Below are 25,215 nucleotides of genomic sequence, written 5' to 3'. Positions count from 1 at the left end.
CGGGTACCTCGCTCAGGCCCAGAGGCCGGTGATCTGCACGTCCAGCTTCGCCAGGAGCCTGCGCAGCAGCGGCAGCGACAGGCCGATCACATTGCCCGGGTCCCCGTCGATGCCGTCGATGAACGGCGCCGAGCGCCCGTCCAGGGTGAACGCGCCCGCCACGTGCAGCGGTTCACCGCTCGCCACGTACGCGGCGATCTCCTCGTCCGTCGGCTCGCCGAAGCGGACCACGGTGGAGGCCGTCGCCGACTCGAACCGCTTGGCGGTCGTGTCGTACACGCAGTGACCCGTCTGGAGGATGCCGACCCGCCCGCGCATCGCCTTCCAGCGGGCGGTGGCCTCCTCGGCGTCGGCCGGCTTGCCGAGAGCCTGCTTGTCGAGTTCGAGGACCGAGTCGCAGCCGATGACCAGAGCGCCGAACGCCTCGGGCCGCGCCGCCACATGGGCCGCCTTCGCCTCCGCGAGGGTGAGCGCGAGCTCCGCCGGGGTCGGGGCGTGCACCTTGTCCTCGTCGACCCCGCTCACGATCACCTCGGGGGCGAGACCGGCCTGACGGAGCAGCCCGAGACGGGCGGGGGAGGCGGAGGCGAGCACGACACGGCGCGGTTCAGCAGTCATGGCCACCATCGTAGGGGGGATGGCGTGGCGTGCTCAGTGATCGAAGGGCAGGACACGGAAGGCGCTGAAGCCCTTGGTCAGTGGTGTGATCGCCCGGAAATCGCGCTGGTCGAGCGACAGGATCCGGTCCGTCCGGTAGCGGTCGGCGAGCACGACGCCGACCGCGTCGGCCAGGTCGAGCCGCAGGCCCTCGTACTTCTGTCGTACCTCGTGCGCCGCGACGAGATCCACGGGGTGGAGGGTGGCGAGTTTGTACTGGCCGTCGGTGAGGCGTTCGTTCACCGCCTCCATCGTCCTGAGGGACGCGGGGAAGCCGAGGTGACGCTGGACGATGTGGTCGAGCTCCGTGACGACCAGCGGTGAGATGGCCAGAGTCTCCTCGGCCACGATCCGGGCGGACGCCTCGTGTTCGGGTTGAGCGGCATCGAATGCCGCGAAAAGCGCGGAGGTGTCGGCCACGATGATCATCGACGGGCGGCGCTTTCCTCGATGTGCTCGGAGACGGCGTCGTCCATCTCTTCGGGCGTGAGGGGGCGGCCGCTGTTGAAGACGGGCAGCGGGCGACGGTGAGGCGTGGGGCGGTTCTCCAGCATGGCGGCGATGCTCCGCCTGATGAGCTCGGCCTTGCTGATGCCGGTGGCGGCGGACTCGGCGTCCAGTCGGAGCTCCAGCTCTTCGGGGAGGTACACCGTCGTCTTTATCATGCATCGACGGTACCACCCGTACGTATGGCACCGGGGGGCCCGGCGCTCAGCGCGCGCTGACCGCGAACATGGCCACCACCATCGCGAGCGCCAGCAGTACGCCCGCGCGGCGGAGCATCGCCTGCATGTCGCGCATGAACTTCGGCGGCTGATTCTTCGGGTCCGACCACAGCATGCCTCCGATCCTGCGGCCGGAACCGGGTGGGGCGCCTGAGTACAAATACTCAGGAGCCCCCGTGCCGAAGGACTATTCGCGGAGGAACACCCCGTCCCGCGCCGCCGCGAGCGCCGCCGAGACCGCCCGTTCCACCACGGCCGCGGTGAGGTCCTCGCGGGTGACGGTGAAGCGGTAGTAGAGCGGCGCGGAGACGGCGCGGAGCAGTTCGACCGGGTCGGTCCCCGCCGGGATCTCGCCGCGCGCCTCGCCCCTGGCGACGACGGGGGCCCATTCCGCGAGCCGGGTCCGGTAGAAGTCGGCGAGCGCGCGGGCGCACTCCTCGTCGCAGGCGCCCGCGGCGATGACCGCGCGGAAGACGGCGCCCATCCGGGGGTCGGTGAGGGTGTCCCGTACGAGTTCGGCGTTGGCCCGCAGGTCGCCCGCGAGGCTGCCGGTGTCGGAGGCGGGCAGGGACTGCTCGGCCATGTCGTGCAGGAGGTCGGTGACCAGGCCGACGGGGGTGCCCCAGCGGCGGTACACGGTGGTCTTGCCGACGCCGGCGCCCGCGGCGATCCGGTCCATGTTGAGGGCGTGGAAGCCGCTCTCGGCGAGGGCGTCCCGGGTGGCGTCGAGGACGGCCCTGCGGACCTTCGCGGTACGGCCGCCGGGGCGCAGGGTGCCGGGCGAGGCCGGCTGGCTCTCAGTCAAACGGGTCTCCTGTTCCATTAACGCCATCGATTCTGCTACGGTACGGGACATCTTAACGGAACCAGTCTCCCATTAAGGGGTCGTACGCATGGTTGCCCTGGATCACCCCAAGCCCGCCGAACAGTCCATGGACCAGACCCAAGGGCCGACGGACACCCGTATGACCGGCCGGATGCGGCTCGTCCTCGTCGTCCTCCTCCTGGCCCAGTTCATGCTGGCCGTCGACTTCTCGATCCTGAACGTCGCCCTACCCGTCATCGGCGAGGGACTCGGCTTCAGCCTCGGCGGGCTCCAGTGGATCGCCACCGCCTTCGCCCTCGCCGCCGCCGGATTCACCCTGCTCTTCGGGCGCGTCGCCGACCTCGTCGGACGCCGCCGCCTCTTCCTCGGCGGCATGGCGCTCCTCGGCGTCTCCTCCCTCGTCGGCGGCCTCGCCACCACCCCCGAGATGCTCATGGCCGCCCGCGTCGCGCAGGGCCTCGCCACCGCCGCCGTCACCCCGGCCGGCCTCTCCCTCCTCACCTCCTCCTTCCCCGAGGGCCCCCTGCGCGCCCGCGCGCTCGGCCTCAACGGCGCCCTGATGTCCGCCGGCTTCACCACCGGCGCGATCCTCGGCGGCGTCCTCACCGACCTGCTCTCCTGGCGCTGGGCCTTCCTCGTCAACGTGCCCGTCGTCCTCGCGGTCCTCCTGGTCGCCCCCGTCGTCCTCAAGGAGAGCCGCCCGGCCGTCCGGCCCCGCCTCGACGTCCCCGGCGCTATCACCGTCACCGCCGGACTCCTCGCCCTCGTCTACGGACTGACCACCGAACCCTGGGCGCTCGTCGCCGGCGTCGCCCTGCTCGTCGCCTTCTGGTTCGTGGAGCGAAGGTCCGCCTCGCCCCTCGTGCCCGTACGGATCCTCACGCGCCGCACCGTCGTCTGGGGCAACCTCGCGGGCCTCGTCGCCTTCGTGACCGAGACCTCGCTGGTCTTCCTGATGACGCTCTACCTCCAGGACGTCCTCGGCTTCTCCCCGCTCGCCGCCGGACTCTCCTTCGGCGTCCTCGGCGCCGGCACGGTCATCGGCGGAGTGTTCGCCTCCCGCTTCATCGGCCGCTACGGCGCCCGCACCGCGCTCGTCGCCGGCGGGCTCCTCCAGGCCGTCGCGACCCTCGCCCTCTACGGCCTCGGCGACGACCGGGGCAGCCTCTGGCTGCTGCTCGCCGCGACCTTCGCGGGCGGCGTCGGCAACATGCTCGCCATCGTCGGCTTCATGGTCACCGCCACCTCCGGCATCCCCGACCACGAGCAGGGCACGGCGACCGGCCTCGCGACCATGACCCAGCAGATCGGCATCACCATGGGCACGCCGATCATGAGCGCGGTCGTCGTCACCACGCCCGTGCTGCTCGACGGCATCGGTCTCGCGGTCCTCGTCAACGCCGCGATCGTCGCCGCCGGAGCCGTCCTGTCCGGCCTCTTCCTGCGCCGTACGTGACCGTACGCGACCGGACCGGAGGCGGACGTACGAGAAGGGCCGGACCCCCCGCACACGGGGTCCGGCCCTTCCTCACGCGACGACCCGGCGACGACCGGGCGGCGGCCAGGCGGCTACACGGGCCAGTACGACCGCGCCCAGGCCCGGGGCCCCGGCCGGTGCCGTACCGCCCTCGCGATACGGGACGGGTCCGACCACCCCTCCGGCACCACCGGGCCGCCGCTCCCGGCGGACGCCGCCGCCGTGGCCGCGGCCCGGGCCTGAACCACCGCCAGTGCGGCGGCCAACTCCTCCGGGGTCGGGTTTCCCCGTACGACCTTGATCACAACGACTCCTTCGCGGTCCTGGAGGGATTTACAGCGGGATGTTGCCGTGCTTCTTCGGAGGCAGGGATTCCCGCTTCGTCCGCAGCTGACGCAGCCCCTTCACGATCTGCGGGCGCGTGTCCGACGGCATGACCACACCGTCGATGTACCCGCGCTCGGCCGCCGTGTACGGGTTGAGCAGGGTGTCCTCGTACTCCTGGATCAGCCGCGCCCGCTCCGCCTCCTGATCCTCCGCGTCCGCGATCGTGCGACGGTGCAGGATGTTCACCGCGCCCTGCGCGCCCATGACCGCGATCTGCGCCGTCGGCCACGCCAGGTTCAGGTCCGCGCCCAGGTGCTTGGAGCCCATGACGTCGTACGCGCCGCCGAAGGCCTTCCGCGTGATGACCGTGATCAGCGGGACCGTGGCCTCCGCGTACGCGTAGATCAGCTTCGCGCCGCGCCGGATGATGCCGCCGTACTCCTGGTCCACGCCCGGCAGGAAGCCCGGCACGTCCACGAAGGTCAGGACCGGGATGTTGAACGCGTCGCAGGTACGGACGAACCGCGCGGCCTTCTCACTCGCGTCGATGTCCAGGCAGCCCGCGAACTGCATCGGCTGGTTCGCGACCACACCCACCGGGAAGCCCTCGACCCGGCCGAAGCCGGTCAGGATGTTCGGCGCGAACAGCGACTGCGTCTCCAGGAACTCGCCGTCGTCGAGGACGTGCTCGATGACCCGGTGCATGTCGTACGGCTGGTTCGCCGAGTCCGGGATCAGCGTGTCGAGCTCGCGGTCCTCGTCCGTGACCTCGGTGTCCGCGACCTCCGGGAAGGTCGGCGGCTCGGAGAGGTTGTTCGACGGAAGGTAGGACAGGAGCGACTTCACGTACTCGATGGCGTCCTTCTCGTCACCCGCCATGTGGTGCGCCACGCCCGAGGTCGCGTTGTGCGTCCGGGCGCCGCCCAGTTCCTCGAAGCCCACGTCCTCGCCGGTCACCGTCTTGATGACGTCGGGACCCGTGATGAACATGTGCGAGGTCTGGTCCACCATCACCGTGAAGTCGGTGATCGCGGGCGAGTACACCGCGCCGCCCGCGCACGGGCCGACGACCAGGGAGATCTGCGGGATCACCCCGGAGGCGTGGGTGTTGCGGCGGAAGATCTCGCCGTACATGCCGAGCGCGCTCACACCCTCCTGGATGCGGGCGCCGCCCGAGTCGTTGATGCCGACGACCGGGCAGCCCGTCTTCAGGGCGAAGTCCATCACCTTGATGATCTTCTGGCCGTACGTCTCACCGAGCGCGCCGCCGAAGACCGTGAAGTCCTGCGAGAAGACGGCCACCGGGCGCCCGTCGACCGTGCCGTAGCCGGTGACGACACCGTCTCCGTACGGCCGGTTCTTCTCCAGGCCGAAGTTGGTCGACCGGTGCCGGGCCAGTTCGTCCAGCTCGACGAACGACCCCTCGTCGAGCAGCAGCGCGATCCGTTCGCGCGCGGTCAGCTTCCCCTTCGCGTGCTGCTTCTCCACCGCACGCTCCGAGCCGGCATGGGTGGCCTCGTCGATACGGCGCTTGAGGTCCGCGATCTTGCCTGCGGTCGTGTGAATGTCGATCTCGTACTGCTCTGCCGGCTCGGACATCGGGATACGGCTCCCTGCCTGGTCACGGGGGGTTCGTTGACTACGAATGGGCTAGTGCTCAGCTACTGAGCCGTAGCGTATCGACGCCGATACGGTTCGGCACTGCGGTCTTTGCCACACCTAGTCTGGCTTGCATGACGTCCTCTCAAGGCTCAGGCGGGCCCTGGTCCGACCTCGACCGGCCCCCGCTGAACACCGCCGCACTGCGCCGCGCCCTCGTTCTCCCCGACGGCCTGTGGACCTCGCTCGACGTGGTCACGACCACCGGATCGACCAACACCGACCTCACCGCCCGCGCCGACGACCTGCCCCCGGGCGCAGTCCTCGTCGCCGAGGAGCAGACCTCGGGCCGGGGCCGCCTCGACCGCAGCTGGATCGCGCCCCCCCGCTCCGGCCTCTTCGTCTCCGTCCTCCTCAAGCCGGACGTGCCCGTCCACCGCTGGGGCTGGCTCCCGCTGCTCACCGGCGTGGCCGCCGCGACCGGCCTCGCGAAGGCCGCCGGAGTCGACATGTCGCTCAAGTGGCCCAACGACCTCCTTGTTTCCGTCGCGGGCGAGGAACGCAAGACCGGCGGCATCCTCGCCGAGCGCGCCGGCGAGGACGCCGTCGTCATCGGCCTCGGCCTCAACGTCACCCTCCGCGAGGACGAACTGCCCGTCCCCGGCGCAGGCTCCCTCCTCCTCGCCGACGCGATCTCCACCGACCGCGACACCCTCCTGCGGGCCGTCCTGCGCTCCTTCGCCCAGTGGTACGGCGACTGGGTACGGGCCGACGGCGACCCCGAGGCCTCCGGCCTCCAGGCGGCGTACGCGGCCGGCTGCGCGACCCTCGGCCGCCGGGTCAGGGCCGACCTGCCCGGCGAGCGCATGCTGGAAGGTGAAGCGGTCGCCCTGGACGGCGACGGCCGCCTGGTCGTGGCCACGGAGGGCGGCGGCACGGAAGCGGTGGGAGCGGGCGACATCGTCCACTTGCGGTCCTAGGGCCCCTCCAGGATCCGCCCGTCACCCCGGGCGGTCGGCGCCAACGCGTGAGCCAGCACACACCTGCCGTATCGTGGACCGCGATCCAGGGCGACAGATCGGCAGGGCAAGTGGGCAGGGAACGGGCAGGAGGCGGCCGGTGACCGTCGACGACGAGAACGAGGGCGGCGCGCCCGAGCCTCCCACGTACCCCACCCCCCATCACGAGGTCGACCACACGGCCGAGCCGACGGACGACCCGCTGGCCATCCGCCTCGAACAGCTCATCCTCGGCGCCGACCGCCGCTACACCCCGTTCCAGGCCGCCCGCACCGCAGGCGTCTCCATGGAACTCGCCTCCCGCTTCTGGCGGGCCATGGGCTTCGCCGACATCGGCCAGGCCAAGGCGCTCACCGAGGCCGACGTCCTCGCGCTGCGGCGGCTCGCCGGTCTCGTCGAGGCCGGGCTGCTCAGCGAGCCGATGGCGGTGCAGGTCGCCCGTTCCACCGGGCAGACCACCGCCCGGCTCGCCGAGTGGCAGATCGACTCGTTCCTGGAGGGCCTCACCGAGCCGCCGGAGCCCGGGATGACCCGTACGGAGGTCACGTACCCCCTGGTCGAGCTGCTCCTGCCCGAGCTGGAGGAGTTCCTGATCTACGTCTGGCGGCGGCAGCTCGCCGCCGCCACCGGCCGGGTCGTGCAGGCCGCCGACGACGAGGAGATGGTCGACCGGCGGCTCGCGGTCGGCTTCGCGGACCTCGTCGGCTTCACCCGGCTCACCCGCCGCCTGGAGGAGGAGGAGCTCGGCGAGCTGGTCGAGGCCTTCGAGACGACCTGCGCCGACCTCGTCGCCGCGCACGGCGGCCGGCTCATCAAGACCCTCGGCGACGAGGTGCTGTACGCCGCCGACGACGCCGGCACGGCCGCCGAGATCGCGCTGCGCCTCATCGAGACCCTCAGCGACGACGAGACCATGCCCGCGCTGCGCGTCGGCATCGCCTTCGGCACGGTCACGACCCGGATGGGCGATGTCTTCGGCACCACCGTGAACCTCGCCAGCCGCCTCACCTCGATAGCGCCGAAGGACGCCGTCCTCGTCGACGGCGCGCTCGCGGAGGAACTGTCCAGGACGGGCGAGGCGCCCGTGTCCGAGACGGAGGCGGCCGAGCAGGCGGCCCGCGCCGAGAAGGAGGGCCGCAAGCCCGCCACGTACCGCTTCGCGCTCCAGCCGATGTGGCAGCGCCCGGTCCGTGGCCTCGGCGTCGTCGAACCCTGGCTCCTGACCCGCCGCCCGACTTAGGATCACTCCCGTGAACGCCGGTTAACAGCCGTTAACGGGCGGGTCCCGGTCGGGAGGGTGTGCGGTCATGTCCGAGCAGCGCTTCGGTGAGTTCGTGGTGGTCCGGAGGGGCGGGGACGGGGACGGCGGGAGCGACGGGCACGTCGCCGAGCTGGTCCTCGACCGGCCCAAGGCGATGAACGCCGTCTCCTCCGAGATGGCCCGCTCCCTCGGCGCCGCCTGCGACGCGCTCGCCGCCGACCCCTCGGTCCGCGTCACCGTCCTCACCTCCTCGAACGACCGCGCCTTCTGCGTCGGCGCCGACCTCAAGGAGCGCAACTCCTTCACCGACGCCGAGCTGGTCCGCCAGCGGCCCACCGCCCGCGCCGCCTACACCGGTGTCCTGGAGCTCCCGATGCCGACCGTCGCCGCCGTGCACGGCTACGCCCTCGGCGGCGGCTTCGAGCTGGCGCTCGCCTGCGACGTGATCGTGGCCGACGCGACCGCCGTGGTCGGCCTCCCCGAGGTCTCCGTGGGCGTCATCCCCGGCGGCGGCGGTACGCAGCTGCTTCCGCGCCGGGTGGGTGCGGCGCGCGCCGCCGAGCTGGTCTTCACGGCCCGCCGGGTGGAGGCGTCGGAGGCCCGCGAGCTGGGCCTGGTCGACCTCCTGGAGGAGGACGCGCGGACGGCGGCACTGGACCTCGCGGGGCGGATCGCGGCGAACTCGCCGGTCGGCCTGCGCGCGGCGAAGAGGGCGATGCGGCTCGGTCAGGGCCTCGACCTGCGAGCGGGTCTTGAGGTGGAGGACGCGGCCTGGCGCTCGGTGGCGTTCTCGGGGGACCGGGCGGAGGGCGTGGCGGCCTTCAACGAGAAGCGGAAGCCGAACTGGCCGGGCGAGTAATCCCTCCCGTTCTGTACTAAATGTCACGGACGGTGACGCCTCAGAGGTGAAAACAGGTCAAACCTCCCTAAGCTGGAGGAATGGGTGAGGACGGACGGCTGCGAGCCGTAGTGGCGCTGGCGCAGGGGATGGCGGCGGCGCACACTCCACGCGAGTTCTGGAGGGCGGCGGCGCTCGGGGCCTGTGAAGGGCTCGACGGCACCTTCGCCGCCCTCTCCGTCTGGCAGCGGGACCACGGCCGCCTCAAGGTCCTGGTGAACGCGGGGGAGCGGGCCGTGGGCGAGGAGGAGTTCCCGGACTCGGAGACGTATCCGGTGCACCAGTTCCCCGAGATCACCGAGTTCCTGCACGCGCGATGGGCGGGCGGCGGCGAGCCGGACGCCTGGGTGGAGACCGCCGGCGACCCGGTATCGACGGGCCGGGTGACGGGCCTGCGGCGGCGGGGGCGCGGCTGCTGCGTGGTGTCCCCGATCGTGCTGCACGGGCGGGCGTGGGGCGAGCTGTACGTGGCCCGCCCGCCGCAGGCGAAACCTTTCACCCGGGCGGACGCCGACTTCGCGACCGTGCTCTCGGCGGTCGTCGCGGCGGGCATCGCGCAGGCCGAGCGCCTGGAGGAGGTCCGCAAACTGGCCTTCACCGACCCCCTGACCGGTCTCGCCAACCGGCGGGCCGTCGACACCCGCCTGGACGAGGCCATCGAGCGCTACCGGGCGGACGGCTCCGTCGTCAGCCTGATGGTCTGCGACCTCAACGGCCTCAAGCGCGTCAACGACACCCACGGCCACGCGGTGGGGGACCGGCTCCTCGAACGCTTCGGCTCCGTCCTCTCCCGCTGCGGCGCCCAGCTGCCCGGCGCGCTCGCGGCGCGCCTGGGCGGCGACGAGTTCTGCCTCCTGACGGTCGGCCCGACGGCGGACGAGGTGGTCGCGGTCGCCGAGGAGCTCTGCGTACGGGCGGCGGAACTGGAGCTGGGGGAGGGCGTGGCCTGCGGGGTGGCGTCCACAGGCGACCCCATCGGCCCCCTCAAGTCGGCCCGCCGCCTCTTCCGGCTCGCCGACGCGGCCCAGTACCAGGCCAAGGCGGCCCGCTCGACGAAACCGGTGGTGGCGGGCCGCGACGGCACGGTGATCCGCCTCGCGGACGCCCCACCGGGCGGCCGAGACCGCCGCCGCTTCAGGGACGCCCCACCGGTGGAACCCCCACGCGAGCACCCACCTCAACGTCCCTGAGGCTGCAGGCGGGGCAGCGGGGCAGCGGGGCAGCGGGGCAGCGGGGCTCGTGGGCGTGACGGGCGTATGCGGCGCGACCCCCTACTGGACGCTCCAGCGCGGCGGGTGTGCGGGATCTCCGGGGCAGGCGAAGACGTTCAGCTCGCCGTGGTTGCCGACCACGACCCCGGTGGGGACCGAGGCCGGGCGGGGGCGGGAGCCCTGGTCCTCCACCGGGGTCCAGCTGCCGCTGCCGCCGTCCCACTCGGACGTGTCGACGGTGAGCAGCAGACGCATCGGGGTCGCGCAGGTCAGGCAGTCCATCGGGTACGGGTCGGTCGCGTGCCAGGAGGCGTATCCGCCGGCCCGCCAGCCGGGCGGGATCGACAGGTCGTACTGGTAGGCCACGGGGTCGGCCTCGTCCTCCCGCTCCTCCGCCTCCTCCTCCAGAGCCTCCTCCCAGGCGTAGATCCGAGCACACAGGTCCTCGGGCAGCAGCCCGGCGAAGGGGTACGTGACCACCTGCTCCGGATGCAGCGCGCAGGGGTCGGGGACGTAACCCTCGTAGCCGACGACCTCCGGCTGCGGCGGCGACGCCAGGACGTCGACGACCTCCGCCGCCCTGCGCCAGCGCAGGTGGAGCAGCATGCTGTAGCCGGTGGGGCGGTGGGCATCGAAGGGGCACCAGAAGACCTGGAGCAGGTCGGCACCGTCCGGGCCGGCCGGGAGATCCGGGAGATCGCGCGCGTACAGCTGCGCGAGGCCGATCATGGGCAGCGGATCGTTCTCGCTCGCCCCGGGCACCAGGTGCTCGCGCTCCAGCTCCTCGACGAGCCGCCGCTCCTCTTCCGTCAGCCCTCGGTACGGGTCCCGTGCCTCCGCGACGGCCATGACCTCACGCTTTCGGCGAATGTCCGCAGGGCGCCGCCCGCGGCCGCGGCCGTGGACCTCGGTACACACCGGCCACGGCTCGTCCGCCGGCCACAGCATCGGCCCACCGACGGAGCTCTCGGACAGACCGGGACGCCCCGGCCTCGGGTGCAGCCGGGTGGTCGTGCCCCGGTGAGCGGCCAGTTCGGGAAAGAGCTCTTCGACATCGAGCGGCCGGGCCGGCGTGGTCCTCTTCATGGAGGCGACCTTAGTGTCGGGGTTCGCAGGGGTTCGCAGGGGTTCGCATCCAGGCCGGCTGGGGGGTGGGGGCGAGACCAACGCGTAGGGGCGCGCCGCTGTTTGGGGCCAGGTGAATTTGCTGAGCTGAGAGCGGACGTCCGTGGGGTGGCGGGTCTCTGGGGTTCTGGGGGTGGGGGTGCCTGATGGGCTTCTGGCGCGGCCGCCCTCGTAAGGGTCCGCCCCCCGCCCGGACAGTGACCAAGTCACCTAGTGACAGCTCGGTCTTCAATCCGTAGGGTGCTGAATATGGATATGCAGACAGTCGTCCTCGGCACGTCCGGCACGACCCCGCAGGACGTCATCGACGTCGCCCGTCACGGCGCCCGCGTCGAGCTGTCGACCGAGGCCGTGCAGGCGCTCGCCGCCGCGCGGAGCGTCATCGACGCGCTCGCCGCCAAGCCCGAGCCCGTCTACGGGGTCTCCACCGGCTTCGGCGCGCTCGCCACGCGGCACATCAGCCAGGAGCTCCGCGCCCAGCTCCAGCGCAACATCGTCCGCTCGCACGCCGCCGGCATGGGCCCCCGCGTCGAGCGCGAGGTCGTCCGCGCCCTGATGTTCCTGCGGCTGAAGACCCTCGCCTCCGGCCACACCGGCGTCCGCCCCGAGGTCGCGCAGACCATGGCCGACGTCCTCAACGCCGGCATCACCCCGGTCGTGCACGAGTACGGCTCCCTCGGCTGCTCCGGCGACCTCGCCCCGCTCTCCCACTGCGCCCTCGCCCTGATGGGAGAAGGGGACGCCGAGGGGCCCGACGGTGAGCTGCGCCCCGCCGGCGAGCTGCTCGCCGCGCACGGCATCGCGCCCGTCGAGCTCAAGGAGAAGGAGGGCCTCGCCCTCCTCAACGGCACCGACGGCATGCTCGGCATGCTGATCATGGCCCTCGCCGACCTCGACACCCTCTACAAGTCGGCCGACATCACCGCCGCGCTCTCCCTCGAAGCCCTCCTCGGCACCGAGAAGGTCCTCGAACCCGAGCTGCACGCCATCCGCCCCCACCCCGGCCAGGCCGCCTCCGCCGCCAACATGCTGGCCGTGCTCAAGGGCTCCGGCCTCACCGGCCACTTCCAGGCCGGCGAGGCCCCCCGCGTCCAGGACGCCTACTCGGTGCGCTGCGCCCCGCAGGTCGCCGGCGCCGGCCGCGACACCATGGCCCACGCCCGGCTCGTCGCCGAGCGCGAGCTCGCCGCCGCCGTCGACAACCCCGTCGTCCTCGCCGACGGCCGCGTCGCCTCCAACGGCAACTTCCACGGCGCCCCCGTCGCGTACGTCCTCGACTTCCTCGCGATCGCCGCCGCCGACCTCGGTTCCATCGCCGAGCGCCGCACCGACCGGCTCCTCGACAAGAACCGTTCGCACGGCCTGCCGCCGTTCCTCGCCGAGGACGCCGGTGTCGACTCGGGCCTGATGATCGCCCAGTACACCCAGGCCGCCCTCGTCAGCGAGATGAAGCGGCTCGCCGTCCCGGCCTCCGCCGACTCCATCCCGTCCTCCGCCATGCAGGAGGACCACGTCTCCATGGGCTGGTCCGCCGCCCGCAAGCTGCGCACCGCGATCGGCAACCTCAACCGGATCATCGCCGTCGAGCTGTACGCGGCCACCCGCGGCGTCGAGCTCCGCGAGGGCCTGACCCCCGCCCCCGCCTCGCAGGCCGCCATCGCCGCCCTGCGCGCGGCCGGCGTCGAGGGCCCCGGCCCGGACCGGTTCCTCGCCCCCGACCTGGCCGCCGCCGACACCTTCGTACGGGAAGGGAAGCTGGTCGCGGCGGTGGAACCGGTCACCGGCCCCCTGGCCTGACGTCCGTCCCCGCGCGGGCCCCGGAACAGACCGGAACAGCGGTCCCGGAACACACCGGAACAGCGGGGCCCGCGCTCTCAGGACGCCCGGCCCCGCTGTCTCATCGCGAGCGCCACGAAACCCGCGCCGACCCCCAGGAAACCCGTACCGCCAAGCAGGTAAGGCATGGTGTCCAGGCCGCCGGTCTCCGCGAGGCGCCCGTCGCCCGGGGCGGGCTCGTCCAGGGTCACCCCGACTCGTACCCCGCCCGGGTCGTCGGTGGCGTTCGCGGACGGTACGAACCACAGGGCGCACAGCAGCGTGCCCGCGGCTGTCGCGGTCAGCAGTGGGCGTCGGGCGGCGGACACGGAAATTTCGATCCCCCTTGCGGAAACCGTGAATTGATCGGTGCGCCGATGCTAATGAACACAGCGGGTCGTGGGAAAGCCGAGGGCCCGCGGCCCCTACGCTCCGAACCATGAGTACTTCTGAGACAGCACGCTATGTACGCCTTCGCGTCGATGTGGTTCTGGAGATCGACGGTCCCGCGGAGCTGGCCGAGGCCGCCGAGGGCCGGATCGACGACGACGAGTTCATGCCGGAGGAGGAGCGGGTGCACGCCCGCGCCGCCGCGCGCGAGGACAGCGCCGAGGCCCTCGCCTACCTTGTCGAGCCCTTCGACCTGATCCGGGACGTCCCCGGCATCGAGATGGTCCAGGCCTCCTGGAGCAGCGAGGAGGTCGAGTACGACCCCGATGCGCTGGAGTGGGACCTCGGCGAGGAAGATGGGGCGGAGGATGACGACGAGGAAGAGCGACCGTAGGGGCGAGGTTCGCCGCCCCTAGGGGTTCGAAGCGCCCTGTTCGGAGGCCTCGGGACATCGTCCCGAGGCCTTTCGCGTGGGCCGGGAACCGCACGCACCACCCGTGCGTGTCGATCAGTGGCGTTCCCCACATACCGTCCGGTTCCGGAACCGGACGGGGTGTCATGGGTATTCAGGTAAGTGTTGGCAGGGAATCGGCGACGATGGAGAAGCGTGTGATGAAGGACGGCAAGCGCCGCCGCAGGGGCCTGGCCGCCGCGGCCGCCGTGCTCGGTGGTGTGCTGGTGCTCTCGGCGTGCAACGACGGAGACAAGGGCGCCGGCGCCGCCGGTTCCCCCACACCACAGTCACAGGCCCAGGTCGACAAGGCTGCGGAGGCGGCCAAGACGTCCAAGGCGCAGATCACCATCGCGCCCAAGAGCGGCACGCAGAACGCGTCCATCAACAACGACGCCAAGGTCACCGTCACCGACGGCAAGCTCACCGAGGTCACCTTGACCTCCGCCGAGGGCACCAAGGTCAAGGGCGAGATAGCGGCCGACGGCCTCAGCTGGAAGCCGAGCGAGCAGCTGGAGCGCGCCACGGTCTACAAGATCGCGGCCACCGCCACGGACGCGGAGGGCCTGGAGGCGCACGAGAACTCCTCGTTCACCACCGTCTCCAAGGCCAACAGCTTCATCGGCAGCTTCACGCCCGAGGACGGCTCCACCGTCGGCGTCGGCATGCCGGTCTCGATCAACTTCAACAAGGCGATCACCGACAAGAAGGCCGTCCAGAGCGGCATCACCGTCACCTCCAGCAGCGGCCAGGAGGTCGTCGGGCACTGGTTCGACGCCCAGCGCCTCGACTTCCGCCCCGACGACTACTGGACCGAGGGCTCGACCGTCACCCTCAAGCTCGACCTGGACGGCGTCGAGGGCGCCGACGGTGTCTTCGGCGTCCAGCAGAAGACCGTCACCTTCAAGATCGGCCGCAACCAGGTCTCGACCGTCGACGTCGCCACCAAGACCATGACGGTCACCCAGGACGGCAAGACGATCAAGACCATCCCGATCTCCGCCGGCTCCCCGGAGAACCCCACCTACAACGGTGAGATGGTGATCTCCGAGAAGTTCAAGGAGACCCGGATGAACGGCGCCACCGTCGGCTTCACGGACGACGACGGCAAGGGCGAGTACGACATCAAGGACGTGCCGCACGCCATGCGCCTGTCCACCTCGGGCACGTTCATCCACGGCAACTACTGGGGTCCCGACTCGATCTTCGGCTCCGCCAACACCAGCCACGGCTGCGTCGGCCTCAACGACGTCAAGGGAGCGGGCGACCCGAAGCAGCAGGCCGCCTGGCTCTACGACCACTCGATGGTCGGTGACGTCGTGATCGTCAAGAACTCCAAGGACAAGACGATCGCCCCCAGCAACGGCCTCAACGGCTGGAACATGAGCTGGGCGGACTGGAAGGCCGGCTCGGCCGTCTGATCCCGGACGCGGACGCGTACGTACCGCCGAGGCCCCCTCCCGCGCCGGGAGGGGGCCTCAGCGCTTCAATGCTTCACACCGCGTTACGTCCGTACGTCCGTCGTCTCGTCCACACCCCACTGCGCGAGCAGCCGCAGCGCGTCCGCCGACGCCGTCCCGGGCTCCGCGTGGTACGTCACGAGCACCAGGTCCGGATCGTCGCCCGCCACCTTCAGGGACTCGTACGACAGCGTCATCTCGCCCACCAGCGGGTGCCGCAGCCGCTTCGTGCCGTGCCCCTTGTCGGTCACCGTGTGCGCCGCCCACAGCGAGCGGAACTCCTCGCTCCGCACGGACAGCTCGCCCACGAGCGCGAGCAGCTGCGGATCGTCCGGGTAGCAGCCCGCGTACAGCCGCAGCACACTCACCACCTCGACCGCCTTGTGCTCCCAGTCGATGTACAGATCCCGCGCGTTCGGATCCAGGAAGATCATCCGGGGCATGTTGCGCTCGGCCGGCTCCCACGCGGCGAAGTCACCGAACAGGGCCCGCGCCATCCGGTTCCACGCCAGGATGTCGAGGCGGCGCCCCAGGACGAAGGCCGGGACCGCGTCCATCGAGTCGAGCAGCTGCGACAGCGACGCCCGTACCCGCTGCGGGCGCGCTATCGCCGCCCGCTGCCGCTTCTTCACCGTCGGCTTCGCCAGATGCGTCAGATGGGCCCGCTCGGTGTCGCTCAGGCGCAGCGCCCGCGCGATCGCGTCGAGCACCTCCGTGGACACGTTCCGGCCGTTGCCCTGCTCAAGCCGGGTGTAGTACGCCACCGACACCCCGGCCAGCTGCGCCAGCTCCTCACGGCGCAGCCCCGGCACCCGCCGGTGCCGCCCGAACTCGGGCAGCCCGACGTCCTGCGGCTTCAGCCGGGCCCGCCGGGAGCGCAGGAATTCGCTGAGTTCGGCACTGGGGTCCATACGACCCCATTATCGCCGCCCCTCCCCGCCGCCGGACGTACGTTCCTGACCCTGCCAGTGGTAGGCACACCGGTCGTAGGCTGAGCAGGGGGCTGGGTGACCTGGGAGTTCTCGGGCAGCGTGGACGGCATGACCACGAACATGACCACCGTCCCCGCCTACGCCGCACCCGCCGCCAACGCCCCCCTGGAGCGCACCACCGTGCCGCGCCGTCCCGTCGGCGAGCACGACGTCCTCATCGACATCAAGTACGCCGGCATCTGTCACTCCGACATCCACCAGGCGCGCGACGGCTGGGGCGAGGGCATCTTCCCCATGGTCCCGGGACACGAGATCGCCGGAATCGTCGCGGAGGTCGGCCCCGGTGTCACCAAGTTCCAGGTCGGCGACCGGGTCGGCGTCGGCTGCTTCGTCGACTCCTGCCGCACCTGCGCGTACTGCCTCCAGGGTCTGGAGCAGTACTGCACGGGAGGCATGACCGGCACGTACAACGCCCTCGACAAGAACGGCGAGCCGACCTACGGCGGCTACTCCAGCCACATCGTCGTCGACGAGAACTACACCCTGCGCATCCCCGAGGGCATCGCGCTCGACGAGGCCGCGCCGCTGCTCTGCGCCGGCATCACCCTGTACTCGCCGCTCGCCCACTGGGGGGCCGGCCCCGGCAAGAAGGTCGCGATCGTCGGCCTCGGCGGCCTCGGCCACATGGGCGTCAAGATCGCCCACGCGCTCGGCGCGGAGGTGACCGTGCTCAGCCAGTCGCTGCGCAAGCAGGAGGACGGCCTGAAGCTCGGCGCCGACCACTTCCACGCGACGAGCGACCCGAAGACCTTCACCGAACTCGCCGGCACCTTCGACCTGGTGATCTCCACGGTCTCGGCTCCGCTGGACTTCGACGCCTACCTGAGCCTGGTCAAGACGGACGGCGCCCTCGTCAACGTCGGCGCCCCCGAGGAGCCCGTCTCGGTCGGCCTCTTCTCCCTCATCGGTGGCCGCAAGACCCTCGCCGGCTCGATGATCGGCGGCATCGCCGAGACGCAGGAGATGCTCGACTTCTGCGCGGCGCACGGCCTGGGCGCCGAGATCGAGGTCATTTCGGCGGACCGCATCAACGAGGCGTACGAGCGTGTCATCGCGAGCGACGTCCGCTACCGGTTCGTTGTCGACACGTCGACGATCTGAACGCCCGCCTTGTGACGCGCGGTTCCGACGGGCGGTTTCGTCAGGCGGTACGGGCCGGGTCGTGACGGCCGGGAGCGATGGCCCGGCGTGACTGCCGGAGCGTGACGGCCAGGGGGGATCGCCGGGGCGTGACCTCCGGGGTAATCGACCCCGGACGGCATGCCCCGGCACGCTGTCCCCATGACCGCATACGCGATAGCGAACCTGCGCCCGACAGCCGCCCTCCACGACGAGGTCCTCCAGTACATGGAGCGCGTCAAGTCCACGCTCGACCCCTTCGGCGGCCACTTCCTCGTGCACGGAGCGCCCGAGCGGGACGTCAAGGAGGGCGAGTGGCCCGGCGCGGTCGTCCTCGTCGGCTTCCCCTCGATGGGGCACGCCCGCGCGTGGTACGACTCCGCCGCCTACCAGGAGCTGATCCCGCTGCGCGCGCGGCACATGGCGGGCGACCTCCAGCTGATCGACGGCGTCGGCCCCGGCTACGACCCGGCGGCGACCGCCGCGGTGCTGCGCGCCACCGCGCCGGACGCGTCAGACGTGGCGGACGCGGCCGCCGCGTCAGACCGTGCGGCCGGAGCGGAGTTCGAGCCGGGTGCCACCGAAGCCCGCCCGGAAGCGGTGGTCGTGGGAGACCGCGACCACCGCTCCCTCGAAGGCGGCGAGCGCCGCCTCCAGATCCTCCACCAGGGACAGCGCCACGTGGTTGGTCGGCTCGTCCAGGACCAGCAGGTCGGCCGGCCGGGTGACAAGCCGGGCCAGCTCGAGCCGGCGCTGCTGGCCCACCGAGAGCCGGGCCACCGGCACGGCCAGGTCCTCCTCCCGGAACAGCCCGAGCGCGAGTAGCTCCTCCGCGTGCTCCTCCGGCAGGCCGGGGCGTCCCGCCGCGTACGCCGTGAGCAGGGGTTTCGGGGACGGTACGGGGGGCAGCTCCTGGGCCAGGTATCCGACACGGGCCGACCGTACGACCGTCCCGCCGTCGGGCCGCAGCTCGCCGGCGAGCACCCGCAGCAGGGTCGTCTTCCCGGCGCCGTTGGGCCCGGAGACGAGCAGCCGGTCACCGGCCGAGATCCGGAGCTTTTCGACCCGCAGCCGGTCACCGACCACGACGTCGACGAGCTCGGCGAGGACCGGAAGCCCGGCGCCGCCGGCCCCGGCGGTCGTCGAGATCCGGGCCGTGAAGCGCAGCGGCTCCGGCGGGGCCGGTACCGGCGCCCGCAGCAGCTGGTCCAGCCGTACGCGCGCCGCCCTGACCTGCCCCGACAGCTTGTTCTCGTGCGAGCGGCGGTGCTTGCCGAAGCCCTGCCGGGGGTCCTTGCCGGACCCGGCGAGCCGCTGTCCGGCACGCGCGACCAGCTCCTCCGTACGGGCCAGCTCTTCCCGCCACTCCTGGTGCTCCTGCGCCAGGCGGCGACGGTCCGCGGCCTTCGCCGTGCGGTAGCCGGACCAGCCGTCGCCGTAACGGGTCACGGCTCGGGTGTCCCGGTCGACCTCCAGGATCGCCGTCGCCATTCCTTCCAGGAACGCCCGGTCGTGGGTGACCGCCACCACCGTGCCGCGGTGCGTCCGCAGCCGCTCCTCCAGCCAGCCGGCGGCGGCCCGGTCGAGATGGTTGGTGGGTTCGTCGAGCAGCAGCAGCTCGGTCCCCGCGGAGAGGACGCAGGCGAGGGCGAGCCGCGACTGCTCGCCGCCGGAGAGGGTGCCGACCCGACGCTCGTACGGCACATGTCCGAGGCCGAGGCCGTGCAGCGCGGCGTCCACCCGGGCGTCCGCCTCGTAGCCGCCGCGCTCCTCGTACCGGGCGGCCAACTCGCCGTACGCGAGCAGCTCCCCGGGCGTCGCGGAGCCGAGCGACTCCTCGGCGGCCCGCAACTCCCGCTCCATGGTGCGGAGTTCGGAGAGGGCGGCGTCGACGGTGTCCCGCACGGTGTGCTCGGGCCCGACACCGAAGGTCTCCGCGAGCGTCTGCGCGAGCCGCGCGACGCCACCGGGAAACCGAACGGTCAGCTCCCCGCCGTCGGGCGCCTCGGCCCCGGCGAGCAGCCGCAGCAGCGTGGACTTCCCGGACCCGTTCTCGCCGATGACGGCGGCCTTCTCACCGGGGCGGACGGTGAACGTGATCTGTTCGAGGACGGAGCGGTCCCCATAGGACTTGGAGACGTCTTTCAAGGTCAACTGGGCGCGGTCGCGCATGGGTTCTTTCCCTGGGAGAGGGGGCGTTCGGGCCGGAGAAAGGGACACCGGGACCGCCGAGGCCGCGCCGAAAGGGCGCCGGGTCAGCGGCTCAGGCCGTGTCCACGGCCGGAATCAGAGAAAGAAGTAGAACGAACCCATGCGGTCGAGTGTAGCTACCGGGCGGGGGAAGCCGCCGTGGCATAAACGAGGAGGTCCGCGAAGCGCAGCCACTGGAGGAGGTGCGTGTTCAGCGGTGCGTAGCCCGGACGGACCTCGTCGCGGATGCCGGCACGGACGCCGACGAGCTCGTCGCGTGCCGTGTCGTCCGGCACTCCGAGGGCAGCGACGTAGGCTGCCCCGCAGGCGTCGAGCCGGTCGTGCAACTCCGTGAGCCGCAGCGCCACGTCGTCGGACACGAGGGTGGGGTCGGGCCGGGGCAGACCGCGGAACGCCCTGTGCCGGTCGGCCACGGCGGCGACGAGCCCCAGCCGGGACGGTGCCGTCGCGGTGGGCCAGTGCGGCCGCCACGATGCCGCGACGGGCCCGCCCACGCGAATCCGCCGACCGGCCGCCTTCTCCACCCGGCGGCGGGCCGCGAAGGAGGCCACCTCCGCGCGCCGGACCGCGCGGCTCGCCTCCAGGGTGTCCAGCGCGCGCAACAGAGCGGCGGCGTCCCGCCGGAGGTCCGGCGAAGGGACTGCCGTCATGGCGAGGTAGGTCCAGGTCGCGTGGAAGCCGAGCGGACAGTACTGCCCGACGGCACACCGCAGTGCGGTGTACCGCCTGGCGGTCGGCAGCCGTTCGTCACGCACCCGCCGTGCGTAGGTCCCGAAGCTCACGCGACGAAGCGGGCCGTCAGCCGTCGGCCCTGGCCACGCCGATCGGGCACGAGACGCCCGTGCCGCCGATGCCGCAGTAGCCCGCCGGGTTCTTGTCGAGGTACTGCTGGTGGTACGGCTCCGCCGGGTAGAACGGGCGGGTTTCGTCGGCCGGGAGGAGTTCGGTGGTGATCGTGCCGTAGCCCGAGCCCGTCAGGACCTTCTGGTAGGCCTCGCGGGACGCCTCGGCGGCCGCGGCCTGGGCGGGGGAGTGGGTGTGGATCGCCGAGCGGTACTGGGTGCCCACGTCGTTGCCCTGGCGGAAGCCCTGCGTCGGGTCGTGCGACTCCCAGAACAGCTTCAGGAGGCTCTCGTACGAGACCTTCGACGGGTCGAAGACGACCCGGACGGCCTCGGTGTGGCCGGTCAGACCCGAGCAGACCTCCTCGTACGCCGGATTCCGCGTGTAGCCGCCCTGGTAGCCGACGAGGGTCGTCCAGACGCCGTCGGTCTGCCAGAACGTGCGCTCGGCGCCCCAGAAACAGCCGAGGGCGAAGTCGGCGACCTCCAGGCCCTCCGGGTACGGGCCGAGGAGCGGGTTGCCGAGCACGGTGTGACGGTCGGGCACGAGGAACTCGGGCTCGGAACGGCCGCGCAGGGCCTGCTCGGGGGTGGGGAGGACGGGGGTGCGGGACAGGAACATGCTGCATCTCTCCTCGACGGTCGGCAGACAAGCACAACAAGGAGGTGAGGGGAATCCTTCCCCTCACCCTCCGGCACAGCACAAGGAGGCGGGGGATACTCCTCCCCCGGCGCGCCCCCCCGTCAGCGCGGCAGCGTCGCCGGGCTGCCGCCGTTCGCCTCGTACCCCGCCACCGCCAGGTTCCGGAAGACCGTGAACTCCGCCGCCGGGTCACCGCTGAGCGTCCACGGCACCGCGCCCACGTGCCCGTCCACCTTCACCAGCTGGTGCATGGCCTCGGCCCAGCGCTCCCCGCGCACCAGGAACCAGACGAGCAGATGGCGGACGTGCGCCAGCATCGGGTCGTCGGACCGGGCCGAGTGGACCGCGTACAGCGCGCCGTCCATCGCCTTCGACACCACCGCCGTACGGAAGAAGTCCCGCACGAGCACCATGTCCGGCACGTGCTCGTACACCGCGAACAGCGGCAGCGCCGCGAGCAGCGAGCCACGCGGGGCGCGCGCCGCGGCCGTCGTCGCGAAGTGGTCGGCCTCCTCGCGCGAACCGTGCCACTTCTCGCACCAGTAGTGCAGGGCCGCCAGATGCGCCCCCATGTGCTGCGGCGCGCGGTCGATGACCTGCGCCCACACCTGGTCGAACTGCTCGTGGCTGTAGCCGAGGCCGCGCGCCACGGCCAGCTGCGTGATGTACGGGACGGGGTCGCCCGGAGCGAGCAGCGCCGCCTCCTCGGTGACCTTCCGCCCCTCCTCCAGGATGATCCGGAAGTCGTCGGTCCCGGCCGCCGAGGAACGCCACGCCTGCTGCACCAGGAACTCCGCGTGCACGGCCGCCCCGCCCGCGTCCTTCGGGGCCTCCGCCCGCCACGCCCGCAGCCACGCCCCGCCCACGCCCGGCCGCTCCTGGAGCTCGAGGGACGCGGCGCCCGCGAAGGCCTGGACGCGCTGCCAGCGCACCTCGCCGTCCTTGTCGGTGGCGGCGAGCAGCCGCGACGCCGCCCCCCAGTCCTGGGTGGCCTGGACGACGTCGAGCACGTGGAGCAGGTCGTCGTCCGCGCCCGGCAGCCGTACGTCCTGGTCCTCCTGCCGCATGAACCCGTACGCCTCCGGGTCCGCCGCGTCCGGCGACCCCGGCGCCGCCAGCCGGATCCCGCCCCCGCCACCGCGTCGGCGCGCCAGATAGGGACCGAGTACGGCGAACAGCATGCCCAGCGCGATCAGGAACCAGAGAATCTCCATGCGTCCATTGTCCAGGACACCGGATGAGACGATCGCGGCGCCGGGGGTCGTCCGGGACTACGCTCCTGACCATGAGCGACCAGCACTCCCACCAGAGCTTCGAGACCCGCGCGATCCACGCGGGCAACACCGCCGACCCGCTGACCGGCGCGGTCGTCCCGCCCATCTACCAGGTGTCCACCTACAAGCAGGACGGCGTGGGCGGGCTGCGCGGCGGATACGAGTACAGCCGCAGCGCCAACCCGACCCGTACCGCCCTGGAGGAGAACCTGGCGGCCCTGGAGGGCGGCCGGCGCGGTCTCGCCTTCGCCTCCGGTCTGGCCGCCGAGGACTGCCTGCTGCGCACGCTCCTCGCGCCCGGCGACCACGTGGTCATCCCGAACGACGCCTACGGCGGCACGTTCCGGCTGTTCGCCAAGGTCGTGGAGCGCTGGGGCGTGGACTTCTCGGTGGCGAACACCTCCGACATCGACTCGGTGCGGGACGCCGTCAACGAGCGTACGAAGCTGATCTGGGTCGAGACCCCGTCGAACCCGCTCCTCGGCATCACCGACATCGAGGCCGTCGCGGGCGTCGCCCGCCAGGCCGGCGTGAAGCTCGTCGTCGACAACACCTTCGCGTCGCCGTACCTCCAGCAGCCGCTGGCGCTCGGCGCGGACGTCGTCGTGCACTCGCTCACCAAGTACATGGGCGGCCACTCGGACGTCGTCGGCGGTGCGCTCGTGACGGCCGACGAGGCGCTCGGCGAGGAGCTGGCGTACCACCAGAACGCGATGGGCGCGGTCGCCGGCCCCTTCGACTCGTGGATCGTGCTGCGCGGCATCAAGACCCTCGCGGTCCGCATGGACCGGCACAGCGAGAACGCGGAGAAGATCGTCGAGATGCTGACCCAGCACCCGAAGGTCACCCAGGTGCTCTACCCGGGTCTCCCGGAGCACCCGGGGCACGAGGTCGCGGCCAAGCAGATGCGGTCCTTCGGCGGCATGATCTCCTTCCGCGTGGAGGGCGGCGAGGAGGCGGCCGTCGAGGTCTGCAACCGTGCGCGGCTCTTCACGCTCGGTGAGTCCCTCGGCGGTGTCGAGTCCCTCATCGAGCACCCGGGCCGGATGACCCACGCGAGCGTCGCGGGCTCCGCCCTCGAAGTGCCCGCCGACCTGGTCCGCCTCTCGGTGGGCATCGAGAACGTCGACGACCTGCTGGCCGACCTGCGCACGGCGCTGGGCTGACAGCCGGTCCGTACGGAGGGCCCGGCACCCCGCGGGAGGGGGGCCGGGCCCTCCTCCGTCGTGCACCGGCGGGGGCCGGGTTCTCCGGCTCGTTCACGTCCCGGGCAGCGGGTCCTTCAGATAGGCCCGGACCTCCTCGCGGAACTCGGGGGTGTCCGTGTGCTCGTGTACGGACACGGCGTGCTCGACGGCCGCGCGAAGGACTTCCTCCTCCTCGCCCGAGATGTACAGCGAGCAGCCGGAGACGCTCGGGGCGTCCCGGCAGTCGGATGCTTTCCTGGCCATGACGACCTCCAGACAGACCCCCTCGTTCCAGGCTAGGCCCGTCCTCACCACCCTTCGAGCGGTGGTGTCGTCTCCGCCGGCGGGACCTCCCACGGCCGGGCCACCGACGCCCACACCACGAACGCGAGCACGGCGACCGTGCCCAGGAACCAGAGCGCCCGGCGTACCGTCCGGGCGCGGTGCGCGCGCCGGGCCCCGCGCTCCGCCGCCCGCCGCGCCAGGTCGCCCGGGACCGGCGGATGCGGGGTGTCGAGGAGCCGGCGGACCGCGGCCTCCTTGTCCTCGTGCCGCGTCACGCGGCCGTCTCCCCAGGAGCGCCGCGCCGTCTGGCTTCCGCCCTCAGCGCGGCCACGGATCGGGCGCAGACCGCGCGGACGCGTGCCTCCGGCAGGCCGAGCAGCGCCCCGACCTGCTCCTCGGCGACCCCCTCGTACAGCCGGAGGACGAGGACGAGCCGTTCCTGCGGGTGGAGGGCGGAGAGCACTCCGCCCCGACCGCCGCGGTGCCGCCAGGCGGTGCGGGCGAAGCGGGCGGCGAGGTCGCGCCGGGTGAGGTCGTACGGGTCCTCGTCACGCAGCCGGTCCCAGGTCGCGTACGTGTGCGCGAGGGAGGCGGTCAGCAGTGCCTGGGCGTGCGGGTTGCGGGTGCGGGTCTCGGCGGTGAGCAGGGTCGCGGCGTGCAGCAGCCGGCCCGCCGCCCCGGCGACGAACGCCTCGAACTCCCGGGCGCGGTAGGCGCGTTCGGTACGTCCGGCGGCGCCGGGGCCGCTCCGATGCTCTCGTACGTCCTCTCGCACGTCCTCATCTGAGGGCAGCGCGGGTGTGGGGTCAAGAGGTCGGCGCGGACTCGCTCGGCCCCTCGGTCGTGGCGGTGCCCCCGGACTCGCCCCCGGCGTGGCCGGTGTGGGCCGACTGCCGTACGGACAGGGCGGTGTTGAAGCGGGTGAGCAGGGTGCAGAAGGACTCCCGCTCGTCCGGCGTCCAGCCGTCCGTGACCTCCACCATCAGCTGGCGGCGCGAGGAACGGACCTCCTCGAGGCGGGCCAGGCCGCGCGGCGAGAGCTGGAGGACGACGGCCCGTCCGTCCTCCGGGTGCGAGGTGCGCTTCACCAGGCCGGTGTCGACGAGCGGGGCGACCTGGCGGGTGACGGTCGACGAGTCGATGCCCATGCCGGCCGCGAGCGCCTTGACGCCCATCGGGCCTTCCTGGTCGAGCCTGTTGAGCAGGAGGTACGCTGCCCGGTCCATCGAGTTCCGCAGCTGGCCCGTGCCGCCGAGGCGGGTCTGCTCGGCCCGGCGGGCGAAGACGGCCACCTGGTGCTGGAGGGCATCGAGGAGACCGGGGTCGAACTCAGTCGTCATGTCCTGAGATGTGGGCATGGCTGGGGTCTCTCTCGTGCGGGGGTGGTCGGTCGGTGGGGGACAGAGTACGCGGCCCCGGGG

The 25,215-nt window shown here is 72.1% G+C and carries 28 protein-coding genes and 1 pseudogene; 11 read left to right on the top strand and 18 right to left on the bottom strand.

Features of this window, described 5'->3' with window-relative positions; translation table 11 throughout:
• Positions 1-12: 12 nt before the first annotated feature.
• The 5 genes from ACIRB7_RS01550 to ACIRB7_RS01530 all read right to left on the bottom strand — a co-directional run bounded on the left by ACIRB7_RS01550 (position 13) and on the right by ACIRB7_RS01530 (position 2,238).
• Positions 13-618: a nucleoside triphosphate pyrophosphatase gene (locus ACIRB7_RS01550; RefSeq protein ID WP_403590792.1), complete on the bottom strand. Its 606-nt coding sequence runs from the start codon at positions 616-618 to the stop codon at positions 13-15.
• A 33-nt stretch (positions 619-651) separates the two neighbouring features.
• Positions 652-1,086 (bottom strand): PIN domain-containing protein, encoded by a 435-nt coding sequence (locus ACIRB7_RS01545; protein ID WP_403590789.1) that lies wholly within the window; start codon positions 1,084-1,086, stop codon positions 652-654.
• Entirely contained in the window at positions 1,083-1,322 is a 240-nt protein-coding gene (locus ACIRB7_RS01540; protein WP_403590786.1) for a ribbon-helix-helix protein, CopG family, read from the bottom strand. The genes ACIRB7_RS01545 and ACIRB7_RS01540 overlap by 4 nt, the downstream gene beginning before the upstream one ends.
• 46 nt (positions 1,323-1,368) lie before the next feature.
• Complete coding sequence (gene mmpB, locus ACIRB7_RS01535; RefSeq protein ID WP_261993113.1) at positions 1,369-1,497, bottom strand: morphogenic membrane protein MmpB; 129 nt, start codon at positions 1,495-1,497, stop codon at positions 1,369-1,371.
• 72 nt (positions 1,498-1,569) lie between these two features.
• Positions 1,570-2,238 (bottom strand): TetR/AcrR family transcriptional regulator, encoded by a 669-nt coding sequence (locus tag ACIRB7_RS01530; RefSeq protein WP_403590783.1) that lies wholly within the window; start codon positions 2,236-2,238, stop codon positions 1,570-1,572.
• Between the two features lie 37 nt (positions 2,239-2,275).
• Between ACIRB7_RS01530 and ACIRB7_RS01525 the strand changes: the two genes are divergently transcribed.
• On the top strand, positions 2,276-3,664 hold the full coding sequence (locus ACIRB7_RS01525; protein ID WP_403590780.1) for an MFS transporter: 1,389 nt from the start codon (positions 2,276-2,278) through the stop codon (positions 3,662-3,664).
• A 113-nt stretch (positions 3,665-3,777) separates the two neighbouring features.
• On the opposite strand, the gene ACIRB7_RS01520 is transcribed toward ACIRB7_RS01525, so the two are convergent.
• The gene (locus ACIRB7_RS01520) at positions 3,778-3,990 is read right to left on the bottom strand and encodes an acyl-CoA carboxylase subunit epsilon (RefSeq protein WP_073809582.1); all 213 of its coding nucleotides are present in this window, start codon (positions 3,988-3,990) and stop codon (positions 3,778-3,780) included.
• 28 nt (positions 3,991-4,018) lie between these two features.
• Positions 4,019-5,611 (bottom strand): acyl-CoA carboxylase subunit beta, encoded by a 1,593-nt coding sequence (locus tag ACIRB7_RS01515; protein ID WP_403590778.1) that lies wholly within the window; start codon positions 5,609-5,611, stop codon positions 4,019-4,021.
• 134 nt (positions 5,612-5,745) lie between these two features.
• On the opposite strand from ACIRB7_RS01515, the gene ACIRB7_RS01510 reads away from it, so the two are divergent.
• From ACIRB7_RS01510 to ACIRB7_RS01495, 4 genes are all read left to right on the top strand, one after another.
• On the top strand, positions 5,746-6,591 hold the full coding sequence (locus ACIRB7_RS01510) for a biotin--[acetyl-CoA-carboxylase] ligase (RefSeq protein ID WP_403590775.1): 846 nt from the start codon (positions 5,746-5,748) through the stop codon (positions 6,589-6,591).
• Between the two features lie 139 nt (positions 6,592-6,730).
• Entirely contained in the window at positions 6,731-7,870 is a 1,140-nt protein-coding gene (locus ACIRB7_RS01505) for an adenylate/guanylate cyclase domain-containing protein (RefSeq protein ID WP_403590772.1), read from the top strand.
• 67 nt (positions 7,871-7,937) lie between these two features.
• Positions 7,938-8,750: an enoyl-CoA hydratase/isomerase family protein gene (locus ACIRB7_RS01500; RefSeq protein WP_403590769.1), complete on the top strand. Its 813-nt coding sequence runs from the start codon at positions 7,938-7,940 to the stop codon at positions 8,748-8,750.
• 80 nt (positions 8,751-8,830) lie between these two features.
• Positions 8,831-9,979, top strand: a complete 1,149-nt coding sequence (locus tag ACIRB7_RS01495; protein WP_403590766.1) for a diguanylate cyclase domain-containing protein — start codon at positions 8,831-8,833, stop codon at positions 9,977-9,979.
• Between the two features lie 81 nt (positions 9,980-10,060).
• Here ACIRB7_RS01495 and ACIRB7_RS01490 read toward each other — a convergent pair whose 3' ends face one another.
• Complete coding sequence (locus ACIRB7_RS01490; RefSeq protein WP_403590763.1) at positions 10,061-11,086, bottom strand: hypothetical protein; 1,026 nt, start codon at positions 11,084-11,086, stop codon at positions 10,061-10,063.
• A 294-nt stretch (positions 11,087-11,380) separates the two neighbouring features.
• Here ACIRB7_RS01490 and hutH point away from each other — a divergent pair, with 294 nt between their 5' ends.
• Positions 11,381-12,922, top strand: coding sequence for a histidine ammonia-lyase (gene hutH / locus ACIRB7_RS01485; protein ID WP_403592432.1), 1,542 nt, complete (start codon positions 11,381-11,383; stop codon positions 12,920-12,922).
• A 77-nt stretch (positions 12,923-12,999) separates the two neighbouring features.
• Here the strand turns inward: hutH and ACIRB7_RS01480 are convergent, their stop codons facing one another.
• A complete protein-coding gene (locus ACIRB7_RS01480) occupies positions 13,000-13,269 on the bottom strand; it encodes a hypothetical protein (protein ID WP_403590760.1) in 270 nt (89 codons plus the stop codon).
• A gap of 110 nt (positions 13,270-13,379) precedes the next feature.
• Between ACIRB7_RS01480 and ACIRB7_RS01475 the strand changes: the two genes are divergently transcribed.
• Positions 13,380-13,724 carry a hypothetical protein gene (locus tag ACIRB7_RS01475; RefSeq protein WP_403590757.1) on the top strand — a complete coding sequence of 115 codons (345 nt, stop codon included), beginning with the start codon at positions 13,380-13,382 and terminating at the stop codon, positions 13,722-13,724.
• Between the two features lie 203 nt (positions 13,725-13,927).
• Positions 13,928-15,202, top strand: coding sequence for an Ig-like domain-containing protein (locus tag ACIRB7_RS01470; RefSeq protein ID WP_403590755.1), 1,275 nt, complete (start codon positions 13,928-13,930; stop codon positions 15,200-15,202).
• Between the two features lie 83 nt (positions 15,203-15,285).
• Here ACIRB7_RS01470 and ACIRB7_RS01465 read toward each other — a convergent pair whose 3' ends face one another.
• Positions 15,286-16,152, bottom strand: a complete 867-nt coding sequence (locus ACIRB7_RS01465; RefSeq protein WP_403590753.1) for a helix-turn-helix domain-containing protein — start codon at positions 16,150-16,152, stop codon at positions 15,286-15,288.
• A 141-nt stretch (positions 16,153-16,293) separates the two neighbouring features.
• Between ACIRB7_RS01465 and ACIRB7_RS01460 the strand changes: the two genes are divergently transcribed.
• Both ACIRB7_RS01460 and ACIRB7_RS01455 read left to right on the top strand, forming a co-directional pair.
• Positions 16,294-17,334, top strand: a complete 1,041-nt coding sequence (locus ACIRB7_RS01460; protein WP_403592429.1) for an NAD(P)-dependent alcohol dehydrogenase — start codon at positions 16,294-16,296, stop codon at positions 17,332-17,334.
• A gap of 159 nt (positions 17,335-17,493) precedes the next feature.
• Positions 17,494-17,793: pseudogene (locus tag ACIRB7_RS01455) on the top strand (DUF1330 domain-containing protein); the annotation flags it as partial.
• A gap of 99 nt (positions 17,794-17,892) precedes the next feature.
• On the opposite strand, the gene abc-f reads toward ACIRB7_RS01455, so the two are convergent.
• The 4 genes from abc-f to ACIRB7_RS01435 form a co-directional block, all read right to left on the bottom strand.
• Complete coding sequence (gene abc-f / locus ACIRB7_RS01450; RefSeq protein WP_403590750.1) at positions 17,893-19,524, bottom strand: ribosomal protection-like ABC-F family protein; 1,632 nt, start codon at positions 19,522-19,524, stop codon at positions 17,893-17,895.
• Positions 19,525-19,679: 155 nt separating this feature from the next.
• Positions 19,680-20,345 carry a hypothetical protein gene (locus ACIRB7_RS01445; protein WP_403590747.1) on the bottom strand — a complete coding sequence of 222 codons (666 nt, stop codon included), beginning with the start codon at positions 20,343-20,345 and terminating at the stop codon, positions 19,680-19,682.
• Between the two features lie 16 nt (positions 20,346-20,361).
• Positions 20,362-21,027, bottom strand: coding sequence for a peptide-methionine (S)-S-oxide reductase MsrA (msrA, locus tag ACIRB7_RS01440; protein WP_403590744.1), 666 nt, complete (start codon positions 21,025-21,027; stop codon positions 20,362-20,364).
• A gap of 122 nt (positions 21,028-21,149) precedes the next feature.
• Positions 21,150-22,262, bottom strand: coding sequence for a hypothetical protein (locus ACIRB7_RS01435; protein WP_403590741.1), 1,113 nt, complete (start codon positions 22,260-22,262; stop codon positions 21,150-21,152).
• A 71-nt stretch (positions 22,263-22,333) separates the two neighbouring features.
• Between ACIRB7_RS01435 and ACIRB7_RS01430 the strand changes: the two genes are divergently transcribed.
• The gene (locus ACIRB7_RS01430; RefSeq protein WP_403590738.1) at positions 22,334-23,488 is read left to right on the top strand and encodes a cystathionine gamma-synthase; all 1,155 of its coding nucleotides are present in this window, start codon (positions 22,334-22,336) and stop codon (positions 23,486-23,488) included.
• Positions 23,489-23,581: 93 nt separating this feature from the next.
• Here ACIRB7_RS01430 and ACIRB7_RS01425 read toward each other — a convergent pair whose 3' ends face one another.
• Genes ACIRB7_RS01425 through ACIRB7_RS01410 form a run of 4 tightly spaced genes read right to left on the bottom strand, consistent with a single transcriptional unit; the run spans position 23,582 to position 25,152 of the window.
• Positions 23,582-23,773 (bottom strand): DUF1059 domain-containing protein, encoded by a 192-nt coding sequence (locus tag ACIRB7_RS01425; protein ID WP_403590736.1) that lies wholly within the window; start codon positions 23,771-23,773, stop codon positions 23,582-23,584.
• A gap of 44 nt (positions 23,774-23,817) precedes the next feature.
• Positions 23,818-24,069 carry a hypothetical protein gene (locus tag ACIRB7_RS01420; protein WP_403590733.1) on the bottom strand — a complete coding sequence of 84 codons (252 nt, stop codon included), beginning with the start codon at positions 24,067-24,069 and terminating at the stop codon, positions 23,818-23,820.
• Positions 24,066-24,569: a sigma factor-like helix-turn-helix DNA-binding protein gene (locus ACIRB7_RS01415; protein ID WP_403590730.1), complete on the bottom strand. Its 504-nt coding sequence runs from the start codon at positions 24,567-24,569 to the stop codon at positions 24,066-24,068. The genes ACIRB7_RS01420 and ACIRB7_RS01415 overlap by 4 nt, the downstream gene beginning before the upstream one ends.
• 31 nt (positions 24,570-24,600) lie before the next feature.
• Positions 24,601-25,152: a MarR family winged helix-turn-helix transcriptional regulator gene (locus ACIRB7_RS01410; protein ID WP_403590727.1), complete on the bottom strand. Its 552-nt coding sequence runs from the start codon at positions 25,150-25,152 to the stop codon at positions 24,601-24,603.
• Between the last annotated feature and the right edge of the window lie 63 nt (positions 25,153-25,215).

Origin of the sequence: Streptomyces sp. NPDC093795 (assembly GCF_044764665.1) — a bacterium.
Taxonomy (GTDB): Bacteria; Actinomycetota; Actinomycetes; order Streptomycetales; family Streptomycetaceae; genus Streptomyces.
The sequence above is the reverse complement of the archived record's forward strand: the minus strand, read 5'-3'. Positions and strand labels throughout refer to the sequence as shown.

Excerpts from the sequence above, each read along its gene's own strand:
- ACIRB7_RS01460 (WP_403592429.1), top strand. The coding sequence starts at position 16,294 with ATGACCACCGTCCCCGCCTACGCCGCACCCGCCGCCAACGCCCCCCTG.
- ACIRB7_RS01515 (WP_403590778.1), bottom strand. The coding sequence starts at position 5,611 with ATGTCCGAGCCGGCAGAGCAGTACGAGATCGACATTCACACGACCGCA.
- ACIRB7_RS01530 (WP_403590783.1), bottom strand. The coding sequence starts at position 2,238 with ATGTCCCGTACCGTAGCAGAATCGATGGCGTTAATGGAACAGGAGACC.
- ACIRB7_RS01550 (WP_403590792.1), bottom strand. The coding sequence starts at position 618 with ATGACTGCTGAACCGCGCCGTGTCGTGCTCGCCTCCGCCTCCCCCGCC.
- ACIRB7_RS01545 (WP_403590789.1), bottom strand. The coding sequence starts at position 1,086 with ATGATCATCGTGGCCGACACCTCCGCGCTTTTCGCGGCATTCGATGCC.
- msrA (WP_403590744.1), bottom strand. The coding sequence starts at position 21,027 with ATGTTCCTGTCCCGCACCCCCGTCCTCCCCACCCCCGAGCAGGCCCTG.
- ACIRB7_RS01495 (WP_403590766.1), top strand. The coding sequence starts at position 8,831 with ATGGGTGAGGACGGACGGCTGCGAGCCGTAGTGGCGCTGGCGCAGGGG.
- ACIRB7_RS01475 (WP_403590757.1), top strand. The coding sequence starts at position 13,380 with ATGAGTACTTCTGAGACAGCACGCTATGTACGCCTTCGCGTCGATGTG.
- ACIRB7_RS01525 (WP_403590780.1), top strand. The coding sequence starts at position 2,276 with ATGGTTGCCCTGGATCACCCCAAGCCCGCCGAACAGTCCATGGACCAG.
- ACIRB7_RS01435 (WP_403590741.1), bottom strand. The coding sequence starts at position 22,262 with ATGGAGATTCTCTGGTTCCTGATCGCGCTGGGCATGCTGTTCGCCGTA.
- hutH (WP_403592432.1), top strand. The coding sequence starts at position 11,381 with ATGCAGACAGTCGTCCTCGGCACGTCCGGCACGACCCCGCAGGACGTC.
- mmpB (WP_261993113.1), bottom strand. The coding sequence starts at position 1,497 with ATGCTGTGGTCGGACCCGAAGAATCAGCCGCCGAAGTTCATGCGCGAC.
- ACIRB7_RS01490 (WP_403590763.1), bottom strand. The coding sequence starts at position 11,086 with ATGAAGAGGACCACGCCGGCCCGGCCGCTCGATGTCGAAGAGCTCTTT.
- ACIRB7_RS01410 (WP_403590727.1), bottom strand. The coding sequence starts at position 25,152 with ATGCCCACATCTCAGGACATGACGACTGAGTTCGACCCCGGTCTCCTC.
- ACIRB7_RS01465 (WP_403590753.1), bottom strand. The coding sequence starts at position 16,152 with ATGGACCCCAGTGCCGAACTCAGCGAATTCCTGCGCTCCCGGCGGGCC.
- ACIRB7_RS01500 (WP_403590769.1), top strand. The coding sequence starts at position 7,938 with ATGTCCGAGCAGCGCTTCGGTGAGTTCGTGGTGGTCCGGAGGGGCGGG.
- ACIRB7_RS01510 (WP_403590775.1), top strand. The coding sequence starts at position 5,746 with ATGACGTCCTCTCAAGGCTCAGGCGGGCCCTGGTCCGACCTCGACCGG.
- ACIRB7_RS01540 (WP_403590786.1), bottom strand. The coding sequence starts at position 1,322 with ATGATAAAGACGACGGTGTACCTCCCCGAAGAGCTGGAGCTCCGACTG.
- abc-f (WP_403590750.1), bottom strand. The coding sequence starts at position 19,524 with ATGCGCGACCGCGCCCAGTTGACCTTGAAAGACGTCTCCAAGTCCTAT.
- ACIRB7_RS01470 (WP_403590755.1), top strand. The coding sequence starts at position 13,928 with ATGGAGAAGCGTGTGATGAAGGACGGCAAGCGCCGCCGCAGGGGCCTG.
- ACIRB7_RS01430 (WP_403590738.1), top strand. The coding sequence starts at position 22,334 with ATGAGCGACCAGCACTCCCACCAGAGCTTCGAGACCCGCGCGATCCAC.
- ACIRB7_RS01425 (WP_403590736.1), bottom strand. The coding sequence starts at position 23,773 with ATGGCCAGGAAAGCATCCGACTGCCGGGACGCCCCGAGCGTCTCCGGC.